This is a genomic window from Gemmatimonadota bacterium (genome assembly GCA_009692115.1).
In the GTDB taxonomy this organism is placed as follows: domain Bacteria; phylum Gemmatimonadota; class Gemmatimonadetes; order Gemmatimonadales; family GWC2-71-9; genus SHZU01.
Map to the genome: position 1 here is coordinate 359,508 of SHZU01000002.1, position 19,867 is coordinate 379,374.

Sequence of the window (19,867 nt, forward strand, 5' to 3'; positions counted from 1 at the left end):
ATGCAAAGCACGTTCGCGGCGCGCCACTGCGAAGTGGCCGACGATCTCAAGACCCGCGCCCATGAGGTCATGGACCGATTGGCGCACCTGCCTCCCCACGCCATCGAGGGCGGCGTCATCTTCGGCCTGACGGCGGAAGGCCATCTCATCGAGCTCAAGCTTCACATTCCGGGAGGCCGGTGGTTGGTGGCCAGCGCGGTGCGGACCGATCATCGCACCGCGCTCGACCGGGCCGAAGAGAAGCTCAAGAAACAACTCGACCGCGCCGCAACACAGTATCGGCGCGACCGGCACGCGCCGAGCGAGTTGCCATGACACTGCGGCCCCGGGATCTGCTTGGCCGGCGGGGGGATCTCCTCGAACTCGAGTCGCTGACCGGCGAGATCGGGCTCGACCGGGCCCTTCCGGAAACCGATATCGCGAGCCCCGGACTCGTCCTGGCCGGGTACACCGCCCGGTTCGTGCCTGACCGGATGCAGGTCCTCGGGGAAACCGAGGTCAGCTACCTCGTGGCCCTCGACGCCGCTGCCCGACGGCTGGCGATCACGACGTTTTTCGCCTTTGACCTGCCGATCGTGTTCATCACCAAGGGGCAGAGTCCGCCGGAGCCGCTGGTGACCGTGGCGCGCGAGCGGGGCATTCCGGTGCTTCGCACTCAGCTGAAGACGGCGGAATTCTACCGCCGGATCAAACCGATCCTGGCCCATGCTTTCGCGCCCCGGACGACTCTGCACGGGTCGCTGGCCGATGTGTACGGCGTCGGGTTGCTGTTCACCGGCCGGAGCGGCATCGGCAAAAGTGAGTGCGTCCTCGACTTGGTCGAGCGCGGCCACCGGCTCGTCGCCGACGACGTCGTGATCGCCACCCGTCGGGGCAACGATATCTTGATCGGGCAGGGGCACGAGCTCGCGGCCCACCACATGGAAATCCGCGGCGTCGGACTGATCGACATCCAGGTGCTCTTCGGGGTCCGAGCGGTCCGGCAGCAAAAGCGGATCGAAGTCATCGTACACCTCGACGACTGGACCAATACCCCCGACGCCGATCGAACCGGCCTCGCCCGGCAGGAAATCACCATCTTGGATGTCAAACTGCCGAAGGTCATCGTGCCGCTGAATCCAGGCAAGAACTTGACGGTGATCTCGGAAGTGGTGGCCATGAACCACTTGCTCCGCATGGGCGGCGTCGATAGTGCCGCGGTTTTCAACGACCGGTTGATCAAGCGAATGAAGGAACAGCGGGGCCTCCGGGAGTATTTGCAGGAGGACTTCGAGTGACCACGCCGGCCCTGCATGGGGTGGTAGTGTGCCATGGTGACCTCGCCCGGGCGCTAGTCACCGCGGTCGAGGAGATCAGCGGCATTCGCGGGGCCCTCATTCCGGTATCGAACACCGGGTGCGACCGGGGCCGGTTGGAAGAGCGCATCGTCGAGGCAGTCGATGGGCGACCCTCGGTGGTCTTCATCGACATGCCGAGCGGCTCCTGTCTTTTCGCGGCGGCCCGGCGCCTGTCGGGAACGGCGGAAGCGCGCCTCGTGACCGGTGTCAATCTCGCCATGCTGGTCGATTTTGTGTTCCATCGCGAACTCGCCCCGGACCAGGCCGCCGAAAGAGCCATCGAAACCGGCGCCAAGGCGATTGCGAGCCGCCGATGAGCATCGTGGTGGCCCGGATCGATGACCGGCTCGTTCACGGCCAGGTGGTCATCGGATGGGGGCGGCCGCTCGAACTGAGCCGGATCGTCTTGGTCGATGCCGAAGTGGCGGCCAGCGCGTTCGAGCGGGAACTGTATCAGATGGCCGTCCCCGCCGGCATTGAGGTGGAGTTCCTCGCGCCCGACGAGGCGCCGGCCCGGATCGAGGCGTTAGGCTCTGCGGACGAGCGAGTTCTGGTTCTGACGGGATCGGTCGACACGATGGTGACGCTGGCCAAGCGCTGTCACGGGGCCATCGCCAAGATCAACCTCGGGGGCATTCACGCCCAGCCCGGCCGGCGAGAGTACCTCCGGTATCTGTATCTCTCGGGCCGGGAGCTTGACGACCTCAGGACGGTGGAGGCCGCCGGGATCGAGGTGTCCGCCCAGGATCTGCCCACCACGGCCCCGGTGCCGCTCTCGGCGCTCCGGCCATGACGCTCGAGTGGGGAGTGGTCGGCGGGCTGATGGCGTGGGGCACCCTCGCGGGGCTCGATCTTGCGAGCGTCCTCCAGGCCCTGGTGTCACGCCCCCTCGTCGTCGGGGCTGGAGCCGGTTGGATCGTGGGCGATGTCGAGGCCGGGCTCCGGGTCGGGGCGTTGTTGGAGTTGTTCGCCCTCGATGTCGTCCCGGTTGGGAGCTCCCGGTATCCGGACTTCGGGGCCGCCACGATCGGTGCGGTCGTCGTCGCGGCGGGCGGTCCTTGGCACCAGACCCTCGGGTGGGCCGCCGGGATCGGTCTCGCGCTCGCCACTGTGAGCGGCGCCACACTGACGACCACCCGTCGACTCAACGCCCGGACCGTGCGGGCCCACGCCGATCGGTTGACCGCCGGCGACGACCGGGCCGTCCGCACCGTGCATTGGGCCGGACTTGGGCACGATGCCGTCCGAAGCGGACTCGTCGCGATCCTCTCGCTCGCGATCGCCTTCGCCATTCGCAGGTCGGGACTGGGCCCGAGTGCGGGGGCGGGCACTGCCCTGACGGCGGTGGCTCTGGCGGGCGGCGCCTGGGCGGTGGCCCATGGTGCGGTGGCAAGCGGAAGGTCCGGCCCCCGATGGCGGTGGGCCCTGGCCGGCCTCGGCGTCGGCGTCGCGGTCACGGCCCTATGGTGAGGGGTACCGTGCCAGCGACGCTCCGTCTCCTGATCGTGCAGGCCGCATGGACCTACGAGCGGCTGCAAGGGGTCGGGGTCGGTTTCGCCTCGCTCCCGCTCCTGGAACCGCTCCGGGCCGACCCGGGGCGCTACCGGGCGGCCGTCGGGAGGTCAACCGAACTCTTCAACGCCCATCCCTACCTGACCGGCATCGCGGTTGGCGCGGCGGCCCGGGCGGAGATCGATGGCGTTCCGGGTGGCACCATTCAGCGGCTCAAGACGGCGCTGGCCGGGCCGCTCGGCTCGCTCGGCGACCAACTGTTTTGGATCGGCGTGGTCCCGGCCGTGATGGCGGCCATGCTCGTGGCGCTCTCACTCAGCGCCGGCCTTTCGGCGGTTGGGTTGGGCGTCGCGCTGTACCTGCTGCTCCGGCTTTATATCACCGTCTGGGGGCTTCGGCTCGGACTTCGGTCGGGGCTCCAGATCGCCGGCGCGCTCAAGGCCTCGGGATTGACGGACCAAGTGCGCCGGGTTGGATTGGCGGCCGGGCTTTTGGTCGGCGCCGCGGTGGTACCGGTGTGCCGGTGGCTGGCCGGCCCCGGGTTGACGCCGGGTTGGTGGGTGGGGCCGACGCTCGGACTGGCCGGGGGCGTGCTCGCAGCGCTGGTGCGATTCCGAGTCCCGTCGGCCCGGCACCTGACGTTGGCGGCCATCGTGGTGGTTCTCTTCTGGCAATTGAGGTAACGGCATGATCGAACGACCTGTGACGATCGTGAACCCGCTCGGGCTCCATGCCCGCCCGGCCGCTCAGTTCGTCAAGATGGCGGCGACCTTCTCCTCGCACATCGAACTGCTCAAGGATGGGTCGGCGATCAACGGGAAGAGCATCATGGGGGTCATGGTGCTGGCGGCGGAGTGCGGCAGTTCGTTCACCATTCGGGCCGATGGGGCGGACGCGGAACTCGCCGTCGCGGCCCTGGCCGACTTGGTCGCCGCCGGATTCGGGGAGAAATGAGCGAGGCGCGGACCATCCGGGGAATCGGCGTGTCGCCGGGGCTCGCGCTCGCCCCGGCGGTGGTGCTCGAATGGCGGTTTCCCGACGTGCCCGACCGATCGGTGACGCCGGACGAAGTCGAGGGCGAAATCCGCCGGCTCCATGAGGCCACCAAGACGGTGGCGGGCCATCTCAACACGCTCCGGGAGCGGGTGCTCCATTCTGCCGGACTCGAGGAATCACAGATCTTCGAGGCCCAGATCATGATGGTCGAGGACCTGGACTTCCAGGCCAGCGTCGAGCACCTGATCCGGAAGAACAACTTGAGCGCCGAAACCGCGTTCGAGTTCAAAGCACTCGAGCTTCGGGTGGCGTTCTCCGGCACCTCGAATCTCCGAATGCGGGAGCGTCTCGCCGACCTCTCGGCCACCCAAATCCGGGTCCTCCGCGTCTTGGTGGGTCACCAGGATGATGAACTCGCGGCCGTCGCGGCCCATCAGCATGTCATCATCGTGGCCCACGAGCTTTCCCCTGGGTTGACGGTTCAACTCGACCGCGACCAACTCCTTGGGCTGGTGAGTGAAGAAGGAACTCGGACCTCGCACGCCGCGATTCTCGCTCACTCGCTCGGCATCCCGGCGGTCATGGGGGCCGCGGGCGCCCTCGATCGGATCAAGCCCGGGCACATGCTGCTGATCGACGGCCAGACCGGCACCATTGTCATCGAACCGACGCCGGAAGAACTCGAGATCGCCCGAACCCAGGCGACCCGCCGGCACAAACTTGAGCTCGAACTCGAGGGCGCCTCGAACCAGCCGGCGGTCACCCCGGACGGCGTGTCGCTCTCGCTCATGGGAAATGTCGACCTGCCGGAGGAAATCGATCTGGCGGTCAAGCACGGCGCCAGCGGCGTCGGGCTGTTGCGGACCGAATTCTTGGTGACCGGGCGGGCCCATGTCCCGACCGAAGAGGAGCAACTCGAATACTTCCGCCGGGTCGGGGCAGCCTTCCCGAACGACCTGGTCGTGATCCGGACCTATGACTTGGGCGGGGACAAATTTCCGGCGGCGTTCGAGACCCAGCCGGAGGCCAATCCGTTTCTCGGCTGGCGATCGATTCGGGTGTGCCTCGATCGGCCCGAGATCTTCCGGCCGCAGATTCGGGCCCTGCTCCGAATCGCCGCCGAGCGGACGATCAAGGTGATGCTCCCACTCGTCACCCGGGTCGAGGAGGTGCTCGAAGCGAAAGCGATGTTTGCCGAGGAAGCGGCCCTGTTGGCGGCGGCCGGGGTCCGCTCGGCCAGGACGCTCGACATCGGCGTCATGGTGGAAACGCCGGCCGCCGTGGTGTTGGCCGATCGGTTTGCCGCGGTCTCAGCCTTTTTCAGCGTCGGCACCAACGACTTGACCCAATACACCATGGCCATCGACCGCGGCAGCGCCTACCTCGCCGGCCGGTTCACCCCCTTCGATCCGGCCGTGATCCGGCAACTCGCGCAGGTGCGCCAGGCGGGACGCACGGCCGGCATTCCCGTGAGCGTGTGCGGGGAGATGGCCTCGGAACCGCTGGGGGCTCTGCTGCTGATTGGCCTCGGATACGAGACCCTGAGTGTGGCGTCACCCTCGCTTCCGTTGGTCAAATGGCTGGTACGGAAAGTGCCATTCAAGGTCTGCGAAGAGGCGGCAATCCGGGCCCTTGGGGCCGAGACCGCGTTGGCGGTCGAAGCCGTTCTTCGAGCAGCAGCGCAAAACTATGTGGACAAACGACTTCTGGGCATGTAGCGCGGTTGCCACAATCCTGGATTTGCCACTAGCTTGCCTCCGGAAATCGAGTTCTTTACCCTAACGCCAGGTAACGTTCAAATGGCCCGCGCCAAACGGCACGTCTTCACCTCCGAATCCGTCACCGAAGGGCACCCCGACAAGGTGGCCGATCAAATCTCCGACGCGGTGCTCGATGCCATCATCGCCCGCGATCCGGCGGCCCGGGTGGCCTGCGAAACGATGGTGACCACCGGGATGGCGGTTGTGGCCGGTGAAATTACCACCAACACCTATGTAAACATTCCGGAGATCGTCCGAAACACGGTCGAACGGATCGGCTACACCGACGCGGCGTTCGGGTTTGATGCCCGGAGCTGTGCCGTCCTGATCTCGATCGACCGCCAGTCCAGCGACATCGCGATGGGCGTCGACACCTCGAAGTCGAAAGAGCAGGGGGCCGGCGACCAAGGGATGATGTTCGGCTACGCCACCCGGGAAACCCGGGAACGGATGCCATTGGCGATCATTCTGGCCCACCGGATCGCCGAGCGGTTGGCCGCCGTCCGCAAGGGGCTCGATGGCCACGAGCGCATCGATTGGCTCCGTCCGGACGGCAAGAGCCAGGTTTCGGTCGAGTATGAGGGCGACCGGCCGATCGCGGTCAAAACGGTCGTGGTGTCGACCCAGCACGCGGAGCACGTCGGGCGCCGGGTGCTGTCGCACAACACCATCAAGGACACGGTGATTCAGGAAGTCATTCGACCGGTGCTCGAAAAAGCCGGGTTCGCCTCGCGGAGTACGAAATTCTTGATCAATCCGACCGGCCGGTTTGTGGTCGGGGGCCCCCACGGAGATGCCGGCCTGACCGGACGGAAGATCATCGTCGATACGTACGGCGGTATGGCCCGTCACGGAGGTGGCGCTTTCAGCGGCAAGGACCCTTCGAAAGTCGACCGGTCGGCGGCGTACGCGGTGCGGTGGGTCGCGAAGAATATCGTCGAGGCCAAGTTGGCGGAACGGTGCGAGGTCCAGGTGGCCTACGCGATCGGCGTGGCGCAGCCGGTGTCGATCATGGTGCAGACCTTCGGAACCGGCATCATGTCCGACGAGAAGCTCGAGCGGATCGTCGCGGAGGTCTTCGATCTCACGCCGGCCGGTATCATCAAGGCACTCCGACTCCGACGCCCCATCTACAGCCCGACGGCCGCGTACGGCCATTTCGGGCGGCGGCCGAAGACCGTCAAGGTCGAAGGCAAGCGGGTCGACCTGTTCCCGTGGGAAGCAACCAACAAGGTGCGGGATCTCTTGACGGCCGCGAAGGCCTGAGCCAACCTTCCGGCATGGTCCGGATGACAATCGCCCACTTGGGACTTGATCGATCGACGAATTCGCCGGTCGTGGTCCTGAAGGAGCAGGGGGGCGACCGGGTGCTCCGAATCTGGATCGGCGCGCCCGAAGCCACGGCGATCGCCCTCGCGCTCCGAGGGGAGTCGCCGCCGCGCCCGATGACCCACGATCTCCTCAAGCACCTTCTCGTCGGCGTGGGCGGCGTCCTCCGCCGGGTCACTATAACGGGCATGAAAGACAGTACCTACTTCGCCGAACTGTTGGTGTTCCGGGCCGGACAAATCATCGAAATCGACGCTCGGCCTTCCGACGCCATCGCCCTCGCGCTCCGGACCGAGGCCCCAATCTTCGTGACGGACGAGGTGCTGGACGGCGAGAGCTCCGGGCCGAGCGCGATGCCGGCCACGGAGTCGGCCGCCGACCAACTCAAGAAGTTCCTCGCCAAGCTCGACCCCGAAGACCTCGGGCGCTTCCAACCGTGAGGTGGCGTCGATGCGCGGTGGCGGTCGCGTGCGTCATCGCCGGGCCCCTTACGGCCCAGCGCCCAACCGACGTCGGTGGAACCGTGCGTCGCCCGGCGCTGCCGGCCGCGGTCCCGGTCGGCGGGGTCCGGGTCGTCCTCCATCGGGTCGGCCTGGCTTCTCAGGGTCCGATTGATACGGTGGTGACGGACGGGACGGGCGGTTTTCGCTTCAGCTTCCGGGCCGACCCGACTTCGAACTATTTGGTGAGCGCCCGGCACGCCGGCATTGAGTATTTCTCCGCACCGTTGGCGACGAACCGAGCCCGGCCCGACACCGGCATCGAACTCGTGGTGTACGATACCTCGGCCGCCGCCCCGGTCATCACCCGCAGTCGAACCCTGGTGGTCGGGGCACCCGACGCCACTGGCTCACGCACTGTGATCGACTGGTTCGTCCTTGAGAACACCGGCACCCGGACCAGAGTTGGTCGGGATTCGGCCGCTCCGACCTGGTCGGCCGGGTTGCCGGCGGGCATTCGCGGCCCCGAGGTCGGAGACGCCAGGCTGTCGCAGATCTCGGCTGACGCCGTCACGTTTCGGGACGACAGCGTGCTCGTCGGGGCACCGATTTCGCCCGGCCAGAAGGAGCTCCTCATTCAATACGAGGTCACCAAGGACCTCCGGAGCCTCGACGTACCGCTCGGCCGGGTCGACTCCGTTGACCTGTTCATTGAAGAGACCGGCCTGGTTCCCGACCCGGCCGGGTGGCGGGTCCGGGACTCCCAGATGTTCGAAGGCCGCCCGTTTCGCCGGTATCAGCGGCTGGGCGCCGAATCCGGGTTGACCCTCCGGTTTCGTCGCACCTCGTTGCCCAAGGCAGTATTGCCCGTGCTCGTCTCGGTGATCGGGCTCGGCCTGTTCGGAGGCGCCTGGTTTCTGATGCGCCGGAGTGGCCTTGCTCGGCCGGGGGCACCGTCCTAACTTCGGCCCCGTAGGTTCTTTCGATCGCAGCTCTCGGAAGCCGGTGTGAATCCGGCGCGGCCCCGCCACTGTCACGGGGAGCAGTTCCTTCGCTCACACGCCACTGGGTCACACCGGGAAGGCGAGCGGAGCACCCCCTGAGCCAGGAGACCGCTGTGATCCGTCCGTCGGCCAAACCCTCGGGGGAGGGCGTTGGTGACCCGATTCTTATTCCTGCTATCGGCCGCCGTTCTCGGGTGCGGCCGAAGCCCGCTACCGCCTGCGACCGTCACGCTGACCGACGACGCCGGGTTTTCCACCGCCCTCGCCGGGCCGGCGGGCCGGATCGTGTCGTTGATCCCCGCCGCCACCGAACTGCTCTTTGCCTTGGGCCTGGGTGATCGCGTGGTGGGCCGCACCCAATGGTGCGACTATCCGGCGGAGGTCGGCCAAATTCCCTCGGTCGGAGATGGCCTCGCACCGAACGTGGAAGCGATCGTCGCCCGACACCCGGATCTGGTGGTGGCGTATCGCTCGGCGAGCAACGCCGCGGCGGTCAGCCGGCTCCGCGATTTGGGTATTCCCGTCGTTGAGTTGGCCCTCGACCGCCTGGCCGACCTGGAGCGAAGTGCTCGGGTCCTCGCCACGGCCGCCGGGCGCCCGCTACTGGGTGACACCGTGATGGCCCGCGTCAACGCCGATGTTCGGGCAGCGACCCGGATGCCGGTGGTCCGCCCTTCGGTGTTCGTCCTGACTTGGCGAGATCCCCCCATCACGCTCGGCACCGGCAGTTTTTTGTCCGAGGTCATCCATTTTGCCGGCGGGACCAATCTCTTCGAGGATAATCCGCAGCCGTCATTCGTCGTTTCGATCGAGGCCGTCGCCAGCCGGAATCCTGACTGGGTGCTGCTCGTCGGTGATGATGAGCCGGCCTTCGGCGGGCGGCCGGAGTGGCAAACGGTCGGCGCCATTCGGGACCGCCGGTTTCTCAGGGTCAATGGATCGATGTTCAATCGGCCGAGCCCGCGGATCGCCGAGGCGATTCAGCAACTCGCCGCGGCGCTCGGCTCGAGCGGTGGACGATGAAGGCGCTCGGACTGGTGGGGGCCGCGATCATCGCCGCCGCGATCGCCTTGTCGATCGGCGCGGTCCCGATGTCCTTCTTGGAGGTCTTCCGGGGCGTGGTCGATCCGTCAGGCCCAGCGGGCGCCATCATCTGGGATCTTCGGATGCCGCGAATTACGCTCGCGTTCCTGGTGGGCGGCGGACTCAGCGTGTCGGGCGCCGCCCTGCAGGCGCTGGTCCGCAATCCGCTCGCCGAGCCATACCTTCTGGGGATCTCCGGGGGCGCGGGGCTCGGTGCGGTGGCGGCGATCGCACTCGGACTCTCGGGCCTGCTCGCGATTCCGGCCGCCGCGTTTGCCGGCGCCCTTGCCTCGTCGGCCATCGTCTACTGGGTTGCCGCGGTCCAAGGCGCGCGGCTCGAGCCCCGGGTCCTGGTTCTGGTCGGCGTCGTGGTCTCGGCGTTCTGCGGCGCCATCACCACCGCCGTGTTGACGACGTCGGAGGCGGCCATGCTCCGAAACGCATTTCTGTGGCTCCTGGGCGGGTTCGGGACCGCGAGCTGGGTGTCCGTCGTGGTCTTCGCGGCGTATGCGGTCGTGCCGATCGGATTTCTGTTCGGCGCCAATCGCACCCTGGATCTTCTGTCGCTTGGCGATGAGTCTGCCGAAGCCCTGGGCGTTCGGACCGAGCGGGCCAAGGCGCTGGTCTTCGTCACCACGGCGCTACTCACGGCCGCCAGCGTGGCGGTGAGCGGCATGATCGGCTTCGTCGGCCTAGTGGCACCTCATGCTGTTCGGGGGTGGCTCGGCCCGTTGCATCGGCACCTGATGCCGGCGGTTTTCGTCGCCGGCGGCTCGCTCCTGATCCTCGCCGACGCGATCGCCCGAACGGTGCTCCGGCCGGCTGAACTGCCGATCGGGGCCGTGACGGCCCTGATCGGAGTTCCGCTCTTTGCGGTCCTGCTCCGGCGGAGCTTGGCCTAACGTGCTGGTGGGCACTGACGTCTCGGTCCAGTACCCCGGCGCCGACCGACCGGCTGTAGCCCAGGTGTCGGTCGACGTGAAACCGCACCGGCTGGTCGCGGTCGTCGGCCCCAACGGGAGCGGCAAGACCACGCTCCTTCGGGCCCTGATGGGCACGGTCGCGCTCCATTCCGGCCGGGTCGAGCTCCTCGGCCGCCCGATTGGCGGTTGGCCCCAACGGGAGCGCGCCCGGATCATTGGCGCGGTAACCCAGCGGGAGGAGTACCCGTTTGCCTGGCGGGTCGACGAGGTCGTCAGCTTCGGACGATATTCGCGCCTCTCCGCCCTGGCGGCCCTGTCCGCCGCGGACCGCGAAGCCATCGAACGAGCGATGCTCAGGGCCGATGTCCTGACCCTCGCCGGCCGGCGGATCGACACCCTGTCGGGGGGAGAGTGGCAGCGGGTTCGGATTGCCCGAGCCCTGGCGCAGGAACCGGCCCTGCTGGCACTTGACGAGCCGACGGCGTCGCTCGACTTCGGCCATGAGATGGAGATTTTCGAACTGATTCGGGAACTGGTTCAGGGTGGGCTTGCCGGGGTCCTGGTTACCCACCACCTCAACCTGGCCGCCCGGTTCGCCGACGAGATCATCTTGCTTCACGAGGGCCGGACCGCGGCGCGGGGCCGGCCCGCGGACGTCCTGACTTCGGACCGTTTGGCCGAGGCGTTTGGCTGGCCGGTCCGGGTCTTGGAAGTCGATGGGGTGCCCCAAATCACGCCTGAGCGCCGCCGAGTGGTTCCCCGATGACCCGGTTGCCTCGCGCCCGTGGCCGCCGTATCGTTCCGTCGATGTCGCGGTCTCTCGGTCTTTTGCTGCTGGCTGCCCCGGTTGCCGCCCTTGCCGGGTGCGCGGCGACTACGCCGCTGGCGCCCCCGCCGGAGGAGCGCCTTCTGGTGGTGAACGCCGGCGAGAACACCGTGAGCGTGATTCGGATCGAACCCGGTGTCCTCCCTGGAAAGATCAACCTCGGTCCCCTGAACGGCGCCGCGACCGACGTGGCCGCCCGCGGCCAAATCGCCGTCGTAACCGGCGGCGGGTCCGATCGGATCGTCGTCCTTGACCTGTTCACCCAACAAATCCGCCGGACCATCGCGCTCGCGTCCGGCAGCCGTCCGGCGGCCGTGACCATGCTCTCCGACGCGATCGCCTTTGTCGCCAACGCCGGCCTCAATACGGTGACCCGGGTCGACCTCGACACCGGCGACACGGCCAGCGTTGACGTCGGCCAATACCCCCGCGATCTCCTGCTGACCCGCGGCCGTCTGTTCGTCGTCAACGCCAACGTCGGCCCGTGCTCCCTCGGGCTCTGCTCGCTCGGCGAAAGCTGGCTCACCGTCATCGATCCCCAAACCAACAGCCGGGCGGCTGGCCGCGACTCGATTCCGCTCCCCAGCCCCGGCAATGCCCGATCCGCGGCGCTCGGCGGGGACGGCCTGATCTATGTGGTCAACACCGGCGACGCCGACGCCGCACTGGCCGGGCGGCTCAGCATCATCGACCCGATTCAACGGGCCGAGGTCGGCAGTTTCGGCGGGTTCGGGTTCTTGCCCTCCGCGGTCACGTCGGATGGATCCGAGCGGTTGTTCGTGGCCTCGGTTCGCGACGGATTGATGGAATTCAACACCCGAACCCGCCGGGTCGTCCGCGGGGCGGGGGACGGAATCCTCGGGAACAACATCGTGGCCGCCGCCGTCGACGGACAGGGCCGGATCTACGCGGTCGAGGTGGGCAACTGCGCGTTGCCGTTGGTCGGCCGCCTTCGGATCTTCCGCGCCGACCTGACGGAGTCGCGGAACGTGATCCTCGGCAACTGTCCGGTTGCGGTGAGTTTCGTAGAGATCCCCGGGTTGGTTACCGGCGCGACGAACTGATCCGGCCAGCCGGCCGGCTCCCCGATGGCACCCATCGAGACCCTGGCGACGATTCTGTCGACGATCCCCTACGGCGAAACCTCGAAGGTGGCCCGCCTCGCCACCCGCGAACTCGGTGTGGTGAGCGTCATTGCCAAGGGAGCCCGGCGCCCGAGAAGCAAATTCGGGGCGGCACTTCAAGTCCTGTCCGACGGCACCGCCACCATTCTCCTGGCCCGACACTCGGACCTCCACACCCTCACGGGGTTCGATGTCGTCCGGCTTCATTCGGACTTGGCCGCCAACATCGAGCGGTATGCGGTCGCGTCGGTCCTCGGGGAATTGATGCTCCGATTCTCTGCCCATGAACGACAAGTCGGGACCTACGATTTCTTTCGCCATTCGCTCGACGTCGTCGAGGCCGTCCCCGGTTCCGCCGTGGCGGTGGTCGGCTTGCGCTCGATTTGGGGTTTGGTCAAACATTTGGGGTTTGCTCCGTCCCTCAACGCGTGTGCCCGGGACGGCGCCGTAATCGAGAGCGACCTCGCGACCATTCCGTTTTCCCCGGCCCACGGCGGGGTGCTGTGCCGGGCCTGCGCCGTGGCCGTCGAGTCGAGTCAGTTGGCCCGTCGTGACGTCGCCGATCTCGACGTGCTGATTCACGGCTATGATGACCTGCCGGTGCTCGACGACCGCTACTTGGCGGCTCATCGCCGGCTCCTCGAGCGCTACCTCCGGTATCACGTCGCCGAGGGACATCAATTACCGGCCCTGGCCTTCTGGGCCGAGGCGGGTTGGAAGACGGGCCCATGATTATTGGGACCGCCGGCCACATCGATCATGGCAAGTCGGCCTTGGTCACCGCGCTGACTGGGCGGCCCGTCGACCGGCTCGCCGAGGAGCAACGGCGGGGGATTACGATCGATCTGAACTTCGCCCCCCTCGACCTACCGGGCTTGCCGCCGGCTGGATTGGTCGATGTGCCCGGGCACGAGGATCTGATCCGTACCATGGTGGCCGGGGCCACCGGGATCGACCTGGTCCTGCTGGTGATCGATCTGGCCGAAGGACCCCGGCCCCAAACCGAGGAGCATTTGGCGATCCTGGAACAGCTCCGGGTTCCCGCCGGGATTCCGGTGTTCACCAAGGCTGACTTGGTGGAGGCCGATTGGGCCGAGCTGGTGGTGGCGGATGTGATGGCCAAACTGGTAGGGTCCGTGGTCCGGTTCGAACCGCCGGCGATCGTCTCGGCGCTGACCGGCCAAGGGATCGACGACCTGCGGAACCGGCTGGCCGAACGGATCCGAACCGCCACCGCCGGCCGCGCCGACGATCTGTTCCGGATGCCGATCGACCGGGCGTTCAGCGTCGCGGGAATCGGCACGGTGGTCACGGGGACGACCTGGTCGGGACGAGTAGCCGTCGGCGAGTCGCTTCGGATTCTCCCCGGCGGCCAGGTGGGCCGGCTTCGCTCGATCGAATCGTACGGACAGGAGCGCGAGCAGAGTGAACCGTCGACCCGAACGGCGTTAGGTCTTGTGGGTGTCGACCGGGCCGAGGTCAGTCGGGGCCAGGTGGCCGTGAGCGCTGCCGTCGACTGGGTCCCGACGTCCCTGCTTGACGTCGCGCTCGACATCCTTCCCGGAGCGCCGGCCCCGATTCGATCCCGCTCCCGGGTTCGGGTCCACCTCGGGACGGCCGAGGTGCTCGCCCGGGTCGCACCCCGAGTCCCGATCCTGCCCGGGGGCTCGGGACTCGCGCGCCTGGTGCTGGAGCGCCCGCTGCTGGCCCGAGGTGGTGATCGATTCGTGGTCCGGAGCTACAGCCCGCTGGTGACGATCGGTGGGGGGTGGGTCGTCGACCCCACCCCGGAGCGGCGGAGTTCGTGGCCTCCGTCCCTGGGCGACGCTGACCCGCGGATTCGACTCGAGGCGCTGGTGTCCCGCCGCCGTTTCGGGCTCTTGGAAAAGGAGATCCCCTTCGGGCTCGGCACCCCGCCAGGGGAGGCAGCGCGGGTTGCCAAACGGGCCCGCGTCACCCGATTGGCCGGACGGCTGCTGGCTCCCGACACGGCCGCGGCGATCGAGCGGGCAGCCCTGGCCGTGCTCACGGAGTACCATCGGGTCCAGCCCGATCAGCCGGGTCTCTCGACCGAGACCCTGCGCCGGAGCCTCCAGGTCCCTCTGCCGCTAGCGACGGCTCTGGTGGACGATCTCCGGCAGCGAGCGCTGCTGGTGGAGCGGGATGGATTGGCCGCGCTGCCGGGCTTCCAGGCCTCCCAGGTGGCCGAAGCGGCCGTGCAGCAACTCATCGAATTGCTGGATCGAGCCGGGCTCGAGGCCCCGGACATCGCTGAAGTGGCCCGGGTCATGGAACTCCCCCATTTGTCGGGGCTGCTCAAGCGGGCCGTCGAGGCCGGAGCGATTGCGGCCGTTGAACGGGACCGGTATTTCAGTACCCAGGCCTTGTCGGCGTTTCGGGATGTCCTGAAGGCGGGGGACCCCGGCGGTGAGATCACACCGGCATGGATCCGCCAACAGCTCGGGGGTCTTTCTCGAAAATTCATGATCCCCTTACTGGAGTGGAGTGATCGTCAAGGGTACACGTACCGGGACGCGACCGGACGCCGGTTTCGCCGGTGACGCCGGGCCTGCCATCAGCGCCTAGGCTGTGCCGATCTCGCGGAGTGGCGGGCCAGGGCGCTGCCGACTCGGCAGAGCGGCCGGGTATCCGACTGGCCCTCTCAGCCCGGGAGATCGTTAGGACCGCCACCAAGAGGATGCGATGATTCGTCCAGACCGGCTGACCATCAAAGGCCAAGAGGCCTTTCGCGACGCGATGACCGCCGCCCGCGAGCGCGGCAATCCGGTCGTCAATGATGCCCACCTCTTCGCCGCCTTGCTCGGCCAGGACGAGGGGGTGGTTCAGCCGCTGCTCCAAAAAGCGGGCCTCAATCGGACGGCGTTAGGCGAGGCCATCGCGCGGGAACTGGCCAAGTTTCCGACCCAGTCCGGCGGCGGCGAACCGACCCTGAGCCGCGAGCTGCATGCGGTATTCGACCGGGCGGAGAAGGATGCCAAGACCCTGGGTGACGCCTACATCTCGACCGAGCACCTGCTCTTGGCATTGGTCGACGAGAAGGGCACGGCGGCCCGCGGGCTGATTACCGGTCTTGGCGTCAACGCCGACGACCTCCGGGCCGCGCTGGAAGGCGTTCGCGGGAGCCACCGGGTGACGGACCAGTCGCCGGAGGACAAGTATCAGGCCCTCGAGCGATTCACCAGGAACCTCACCGCCCAGGCCCGGGCCGGCAAACTCGACCCGGTCATCGGGCGGGACGAGGAGGTTCGCCGGGTCATGCAGGTGTTGTCTCGGCGGACCAAGAACAACCCGGTCCTGATCGGCGAACCCGGCGTCGGCAAGACCGCCATCGTGGAGGGGCTCGCCCAACGGATTGTGTCGGGCGACGTCCCGGAGAGCCTCAAGTCCAAAGAGATCATCGCCCTCGACATCGGCCAGCTCCTCGCGGGGGCCAAGTACCGCGGGGAGTTCGAGGAGCGGCTGAAATCGGTGGTCAAGGAACTGACGGCCGCGGAAGGTCATTTCATCGTGTTCATCGATGAACTCCACACGATCGTCGGCGCCGGCGCGGCCGAAGGGGCCGTCGACGCCAGCAATATGCTGAAGCCGGCGCTCGCCCGGGGCGAGTTGCATGTCGTCGGGGCGACGACGCTCGACGAGTATCGGAAACACATCGAGAAAGACGCCGCGCTCGAGCGTCGCTTCCAGCCGGTCCTGGTCATTGCCCCGAGCGTCGGGGATACCATCGCGATCCTTCGAGGGTTGAAGGAAAAATACGAGGTCCACCACGGGGTCAGGATCACCGACAACGCGCTCGTGGCAGCGGCCACGTTGAGCGACCGGTATATCGGCGACCGGTTCCTTCCCGACAAGGCCATCGATTTGGTCGACGAGGCCGCGTCCAAGCTTCGGATCGAGATCGACTCCATGCCCCTCGAGATCGACGAGGTCGAGCGGAAGATTCTCCAGCTCGAAATCCAGCGGCAGGCGCTCCTCAAGGAGAAAGGCAAAGCCGGCATCGAGCGGAGGGAAGGGGTCGAGCGCGAGATCGCCGAGCTGAAGGAAAAATCGGGTGGCATGAAGGCCCAATGGCAGGCGGAAAAGGCGGTCATTCACTTGCTTCAGACCAAGAAGGCCGAAGTGGAACAGCTCCGGGGCGAGGTGGACATCGTGAGCCGCCGCGGGGATCTGCAGCGCGCGGCAGAACTTCGCTACGGCAAGATCCCCCAACTCGAAGCGTCGATCGGGGAGGAGGAAAAGCGCCTCGAGCTGATTCAGCGCGATGCCAAGTATCTCAAGGAGGAGGTCGGGTCGGAAGACATCGCCGGGATCGTCGCGAAGTGGACCGGGATTCCCGTCACCAAGATGCTGGAATCGGATCGGGAACGTCTAATCCGGCTCGAGGCGGAGTTGGCCCACCGGGTCGTGGGTCAAGAGGAAGCCGTCGCGGCGGTAGCCAACGCCGTCCGGCGGAGTCGGGCCGGGCTCCAGGACCACCACCGACCGACTGGTTCGTTCATCTTCTTAGGCCCGACCGGTGTCGGTAAAACCGAAACCGCCAGAGCCCTCGCTCAGTTTCTCTTCGATGACGAGCGGGCGATCGTCCGTCTCGACATGTCCGAATACATGGAGAAGCACTCAGTGGCCCGGATGATCGGGGCCCCCCCTGGGTACGTTGGCTATGAGGAGGGTGGCCAAATCACGGAAGCGGTGCGGCGCCGGCCGTACAGCGTGATCTTGTTCGACGAAATCGAAAAGGCCCATCCGGACGTATTCAACGTCCTGCTCCAGTTGCTCGATGACGGCCGCTTGACCGACAGCCAGGGACGGCTGGTCGACTTCCGGAATACCGTCGTCATCATGACTTCCAACATCGGCAGCGGTCTGATCGTCGATGCGGCCGCGGAGGTCGGCGGCAGCGAGTGGGCCGGTGTTGAGGAACGGGTTCGGGGGGAATTGCGGCAACACTTCCGGCCGGAGTTCCTGAACCGGGTCGATGACATCGTGGTCTTCCACCCGCTCGGCCGCGATCACATCGCCCGGATCGTCGATCTCCAACTCGTCCACCTCGAGGCCATGGTTCAGGCGAAGGGGTTGGCGTTCCAAGTCGACTCGGCGGCCCGCGAGTTCCTGGCCAACCGGGGCTACGACCCGGTGTTCGGTGCCCGGCCGCTCAAGCGGGTGATTCAACGGTTGCTCCAAAATCCGATTGCCCAAGCCATCTTGGCCGGCAGTTTCGAACCGGGCGATACGGTGGCGGTGACCAGGGACGGAGACCAACTCCGGATCGTGAAGGCCAGTGCCTGACGCCCCCGTTCGGGTCGATCACGCGTTGCCGATGCAGTGGGCGCTCGCCCACGCGGAGCGGGCGGCCGCGGCCGGTGAAGTGCCCGTCGGGGCGGTGATCGTCTCGGGAGGGGTGATCGTCGGGGAGGCACACAACGAGACGATCGGCCGGCGCGATCCGACCGCCCATGCCGAAGTCCTGGCGATCGGACAGGCCTTTCGCCACCTCGCCTCGGACCGGCTCACCGACGCGACGCTTTATGTAACCCTCGAGCCCTGCGCCCAATGTGCCGGAGCCATCGTGCTCGCGAAACTCGGTCGGGTGGTGTTTGGGGCGTATGACGACAAGGCCGGCATGGCGGGCTCCGTGGGTGACATCCTCCGCCACCCGAAACTCAACCATCGGCCCGAGGTCATTGGGGGGATCATGGCCGACCAATCCGCCGGGCTGTTGCGGCGCTTCTTCCAAGCCAGGCGGTAGGTCGCCAGATTTCGGGGATCTCAGACCCCGGGCCCCTCATGCGTTTCTGCCTCTCATTCGCCGCGTTCTTCCTGTGGTTCGGCACCACCCACGCGCAACGTCCCCGGGCCGGGAGCGATGCGCTGCTGGCCTCGCTTGACGCCAAGGCTCCAGGCTACGCGGGCATCGCGAACCAGATCTGGGGATTGGCCGAAGTCGGCTATCAAGAGACCAAGAGCAGCGCGCTCCTCCAAGAGCAGCTCAAGTCGGCCGGCTTCCAGATCCGTGCCGGGGTGGCCGGGATGCCGACCGCCTTCGTGGCGACGTTTGGATCGGGCCAACCCGTCATCGCGATTCTGGGGGAGTACGACGCGCTGCCGGGTCTTTCCCAGGATGCGGTCCCGACCCGAAAAGTCATTCTCGATGCCGGGCCGGGTCACGGCTGCGGTCACCACCTTTTCGGAACGGCGTCGGCCGCCGCGGCCATCGCCGTGAAAGACTGGCTGGTGTCGGAGCGGCGAGGGGGCACGATTCGGTTCCACGGCACCCCGGCCGAAGAGGGCGGGGGCGGCAAGGTGTACATGGTGCGGGCCGGCCTGTTCAAGGACGTCGACGCGGTCGTGGCCTGGCACCCGGGCGACGTTAACCAAGTGAGTAAATCCACCAGCCTGGCCAATCTGTCGGCCAAATTCCGGTTCCGCGGCGTTAGCGCGCACGCCGCCGCCGCGCCCGAGCAGGGGCGCTCGGCGCTCGACGGCGTCGAAGCCATGAATGGGATGGTGAACTTGCTCCGGGAGCATGTCCCGGCCGAAACCCGGATCCACTACATCATCACGTCGGGTGGCAAGGCGCCGAATGTGGTGCCCGACTTCGCTGAGAGCTACTACTACGCCCGGCACAGTGACATGCGGATCCTTGATGGAATCTGGGACCGGGTCGTCAATGCGGCCAAGGGGGCGGCAACCGGCACCGGCACGGCCATGGAGATGGAGCTCATCAATGCGGTCTACAACATCCTCCCGAACGACCACCTTGCCGACCTGGCCGAACAGGCATTGAAGCGAACCGGGGGGCTTCGGTATACGCCCGAGGAACGACGCTTCGCGGAGACGATTCGGCCGACCTTGACCGGCACACTCCCGCCCCTTGGAACCGAGGAACAGATCATGCCGGCCGAGGTCGGGGTGTCGAGCGGCTCTACCGACGTGGGCGACGTGAGTTGGGTGGTGCCCACCGTCCAGCTTTCGACGGCCACCTGGGTGCCTGGCACTCCAGCCCATAGCTGGCAAGCGGTCGCGGCTGGGGGCATGAGCATCGGGACCAAAGGCATGATGGTGGCCGCGAAGGCCATGGCGCTGACGGCGCTCGAGCTCTTCGCCGACCCCCAACATCTGGTGGCGGCCCGGACCGAGTTTGATCGCCGCCTGAACGGCTTCGGGTACCAGAACCGGATTGGCGACCGGACGCCGCCGTTGGATTACCGGCGCTGACCGACGGGGGCCGCTCCCCTACCGCTAACCCTTACTCCAGCCTTATCTTATGCCGCTCTGAGGACAGGTGTCCGAGTGGCTGAAGGAGCCGGTCTCGAAAACCGGTGTGCCGGTAACGGTACCGAGGGTTCGAATCCCTCCCTGTCCGTATGTTTATCTGGCTGTTGCCGGTGGTGCCGGGGCCGACTGATTGCTTTCTGACGGGCACCTGCGGCTTGGTCAAGAACCAGGTCGGCCCCCAGTCGGGGATGATGTACTTGGCCCTCGGACTGGTCGGATTCGGCGTGGTCGGGCTCT

20 protein-coding genes, 1 tRNA gene and 1 riboswitch are annotated in these 19,867 nt (G+C 67.1%); all 21 genes read left to right on the forward strand.

What is annotated here, in order from left to right; genetic code table 11:
- Window positions 1-315, forward strand: coding sequence for a hypothetical protein (locus EXR94_04150; protein MSR01920.1), 315 nt, complete (start codon window positions 1-3; stop codon window positions 313-315).
- The gene (gene hprK / locus EXR94_04155) at window positions 312-1,277 is read left to right on the forward strand and encodes an HPr(Ser) kinase/phosphatase (protein ID MSR01921.1); all 966 of its coding nucleotides are present in this window, start codon (window positions 312-314) and stop codon (window positions 1,275-1,277) included. Before EXR94_04150 ends, hprK begins: the two co-directional genes overlap by 4 nt.
- Entirely contained in the window at window positions 1,274-1,654 is a 381-nt protein-coding gene (locus EXR94_04160; protein MSR01922.1) for a hypothetical protein, read from the forward strand. Before hprK ends, EXR94_04160 begins: the two co-directional genes overlap by 4 nt.
- On the forward strand, window positions 1,651-2,130 hold the full coding sequence (locus tag EXR94_04165) for a PTS mannose/fructose/sorbose transporter subunit IIB (protein ID MSR01923.1): 480 nt from the start codon (window positions 1,651-1,653) through the stop codon (window positions 2,128-2,130). The genes EXR94_04160 and EXR94_04165 overlap by 4 nt, the downstream gene beginning before the upstream one ends.
- Window positions 2,127-2,807, forward strand: a complete 681-nt coding sequence (locus EXR94_04170) for a hypothetical protein (protein ID MSR01924.1) — start codon at window positions 2,127-2,129, stop codon at window positions 2,805-2,807. Before EXR94_04165 ends, EXR94_04170 begins: the two co-directional genes overlap by 4 nt.
- On the forward strand, window positions 2,750-3,532 hold the full coding sequence (locus EXR94_04175; protein ID MSR01925.1) for a hypothetical protein: 783 nt from the start codon (window positions 2,750-2,752) through the stop codon (window positions 3,530-3,532). Before EXR94_04170 ends, EXR94_04175 begins: the two co-directional genes overlap by 58 nt.
- Window positions 3,533-3,539: 7 nt before the next feature.
- Window positions 3,540-3,803, forward strand: coding sequence for an HPr family phosphocarrier protein (locus tag EXR94_04180; GenBank protein MSR01926.1), 264 nt, complete (start codon window positions 3,540-3,542; stop codon window positions 3,801-3,803).
- Complete coding sequence (ptsP, locus tag EXR94_04185; protein ID MSR01927.1) at window positions 3,800-5,563, forward strand: phosphoenolpyruvate--protein phosphotransferase; 1,764 nt, start codon at window positions 3,800-3,802, stop codon at window positions 5,561-5,563. The genes EXR94_04180 and ptsP overlap by 4 nt, the downstream gene beginning before the upstream one ends.
- A gap of 81 nt (window positions 5,564-5,644) precedes the next feature.
- Entirely contained in the window at window positions 5,645-6,871 is a 1,227-nt protein-coding gene (locus EXR94_04190) for a methionine adenosyltransferase (GenBank protein MSR01928.1), read from the forward strand.
- 14 nt (window positions 6,872-6,885) lie between these two features.
- The gene (locus EXR94_04195; protein ID MSR01929.1) at window positions 6,886-7,374 is read left to right on the forward strand and encodes a bifunctional nuclease family protein; all 489 of its coding nucleotides are present in this window, start codon (window positions 6,886-6,888) and stop codon (window positions 7,372-7,374) included.
- Window positions 7,371-8,336: a hypothetical protein gene (locus EXR94_04200; protein MSR01930.1), complete on the forward strand. Its 966-nt coding sequence runs from the start codon at window positions 7,371-7,373 to the stop codon at window positions 8,334-8,336. Before EXR94_04195 ends, EXR94_04200 begins: the two co-directional genes overlap by 4 nt.
- 35 nt (window positions 8,337-8,371) lie before the next feature.
- Window positions 8,372-8,487: riboswitch (cobalamin riboswitch) on the forward strand.
- Window positions 8,488-8,528: 41 nt separating this feature from the next.
- Window positions 8,529-9,401, forward strand: coding sequence for a hypothetical protein (locus tag EXR94_04205; protein MSR01931.1), 873 nt, complete (start codon window positions 8,529-8,531; stop codon window positions 9,399-9,401).
- The gene (locus EXR94_04210) at window positions 9,398-10,363 is read left to right on the forward strand and encodes an iron ABC transporter permease (GenBank protein MSR01932.1); all 966 of its coding nucleotides are present in this window, start codon (window positions 9,398-9,400) and stop codon (window positions 10,361-10,363) included. The genes EXR94_04205 and EXR94_04210 overlap by 4 nt, the downstream gene beginning before the upstream one ends.
- On the forward strand, window positions 10,332-11,150 hold the full coding sequence (locus EXR94_04215) for an ABC transporter ATP-binding protein (GenBank protein ID MSR01933.1): 819 nt from the start codon (window positions 10,332-10,334) through the stop codon (window positions 11,148-11,150). The genes EXR94_04210 and EXR94_04215 overlap by 32 nt, the downstream gene beginning before the upstream one ends.
- Window positions 11,151-11,191: 41 nt before the next feature.
- Complete coding sequence (locus EXR94_04220; GenBank protein ID MSR01934.1) at window positions 11,192-12,274, forward strand: YncE family protein; 1,083 nt, start codon at window positions 11,192-11,194, stop codon at window positions 12,272-12,274.
- A gap of 24 nt (window positions 12,275-12,298) precedes the next feature.
- Window positions 12,299-13,066, forward strand: a complete 768-nt coding sequence (recO, locus tag EXR94_04225; protein ID MSR01935.1) for a DNA repair protein RecO — start codon at window positions 12,299-12,301, stop codon at window positions 13,064-13,066.
- Window positions 13,063-14,895, forward strand: coding sequence for a selenocysteine-specific translation elongation factor (selB, locus tag EXR94_04230; GenBank protein MSR01936.1), 1,833 nt, complete (start codon window positions 13,063-13,065; stop codon window positions 14,893-14,895). Before recO ends, selB begins: the two co-directional genes overlap by 4 nt.
- Before the next feature lie 145 nt (window positions 14,896-15,040).
- A complete protein-coding gene (gene clpB / locus EXR94_04235; GenBank protein MSR01937.1) occupies window positions 15,041-17,641 on the forward strand; it encodes an ATP-dependent chaperone ClpB in 2,601 nt (866 codons plus the stop codon).
- Window positions 17,642-17,672: 31 nt separating this feature from the next.
- Window positions 17,673-18,101, forward strand: a complete 429-nt coding sequence (locus EXR94_04240) for a nucleoside deaminase (protein ID MSR01938.1) — start codon at window positions 17,673-17,675, stop codon at window positions 18,099-18,101.
- Window positions 18,102-18,139: 38 nt separating this feature from the next.
- On the forward strand, window positions 18,140-19,570 hold the full coding sequence (locus EXR94_04245) for an amidohydrolase (protein MSR01939.1): 1,431 nt from the start codon (window positions 18,140-18,142) through the stop codon (window positions 19,568-19,570).
- 61 nt (window positions 19,571-19,631) lie between these two features.
- Window positions 19,632-19,718 (forward strand) — tRNA-Ser (locus tag EXR94_04250).
- Window positions 19,719-19,867: the final 149 nt, after the last annotated feature.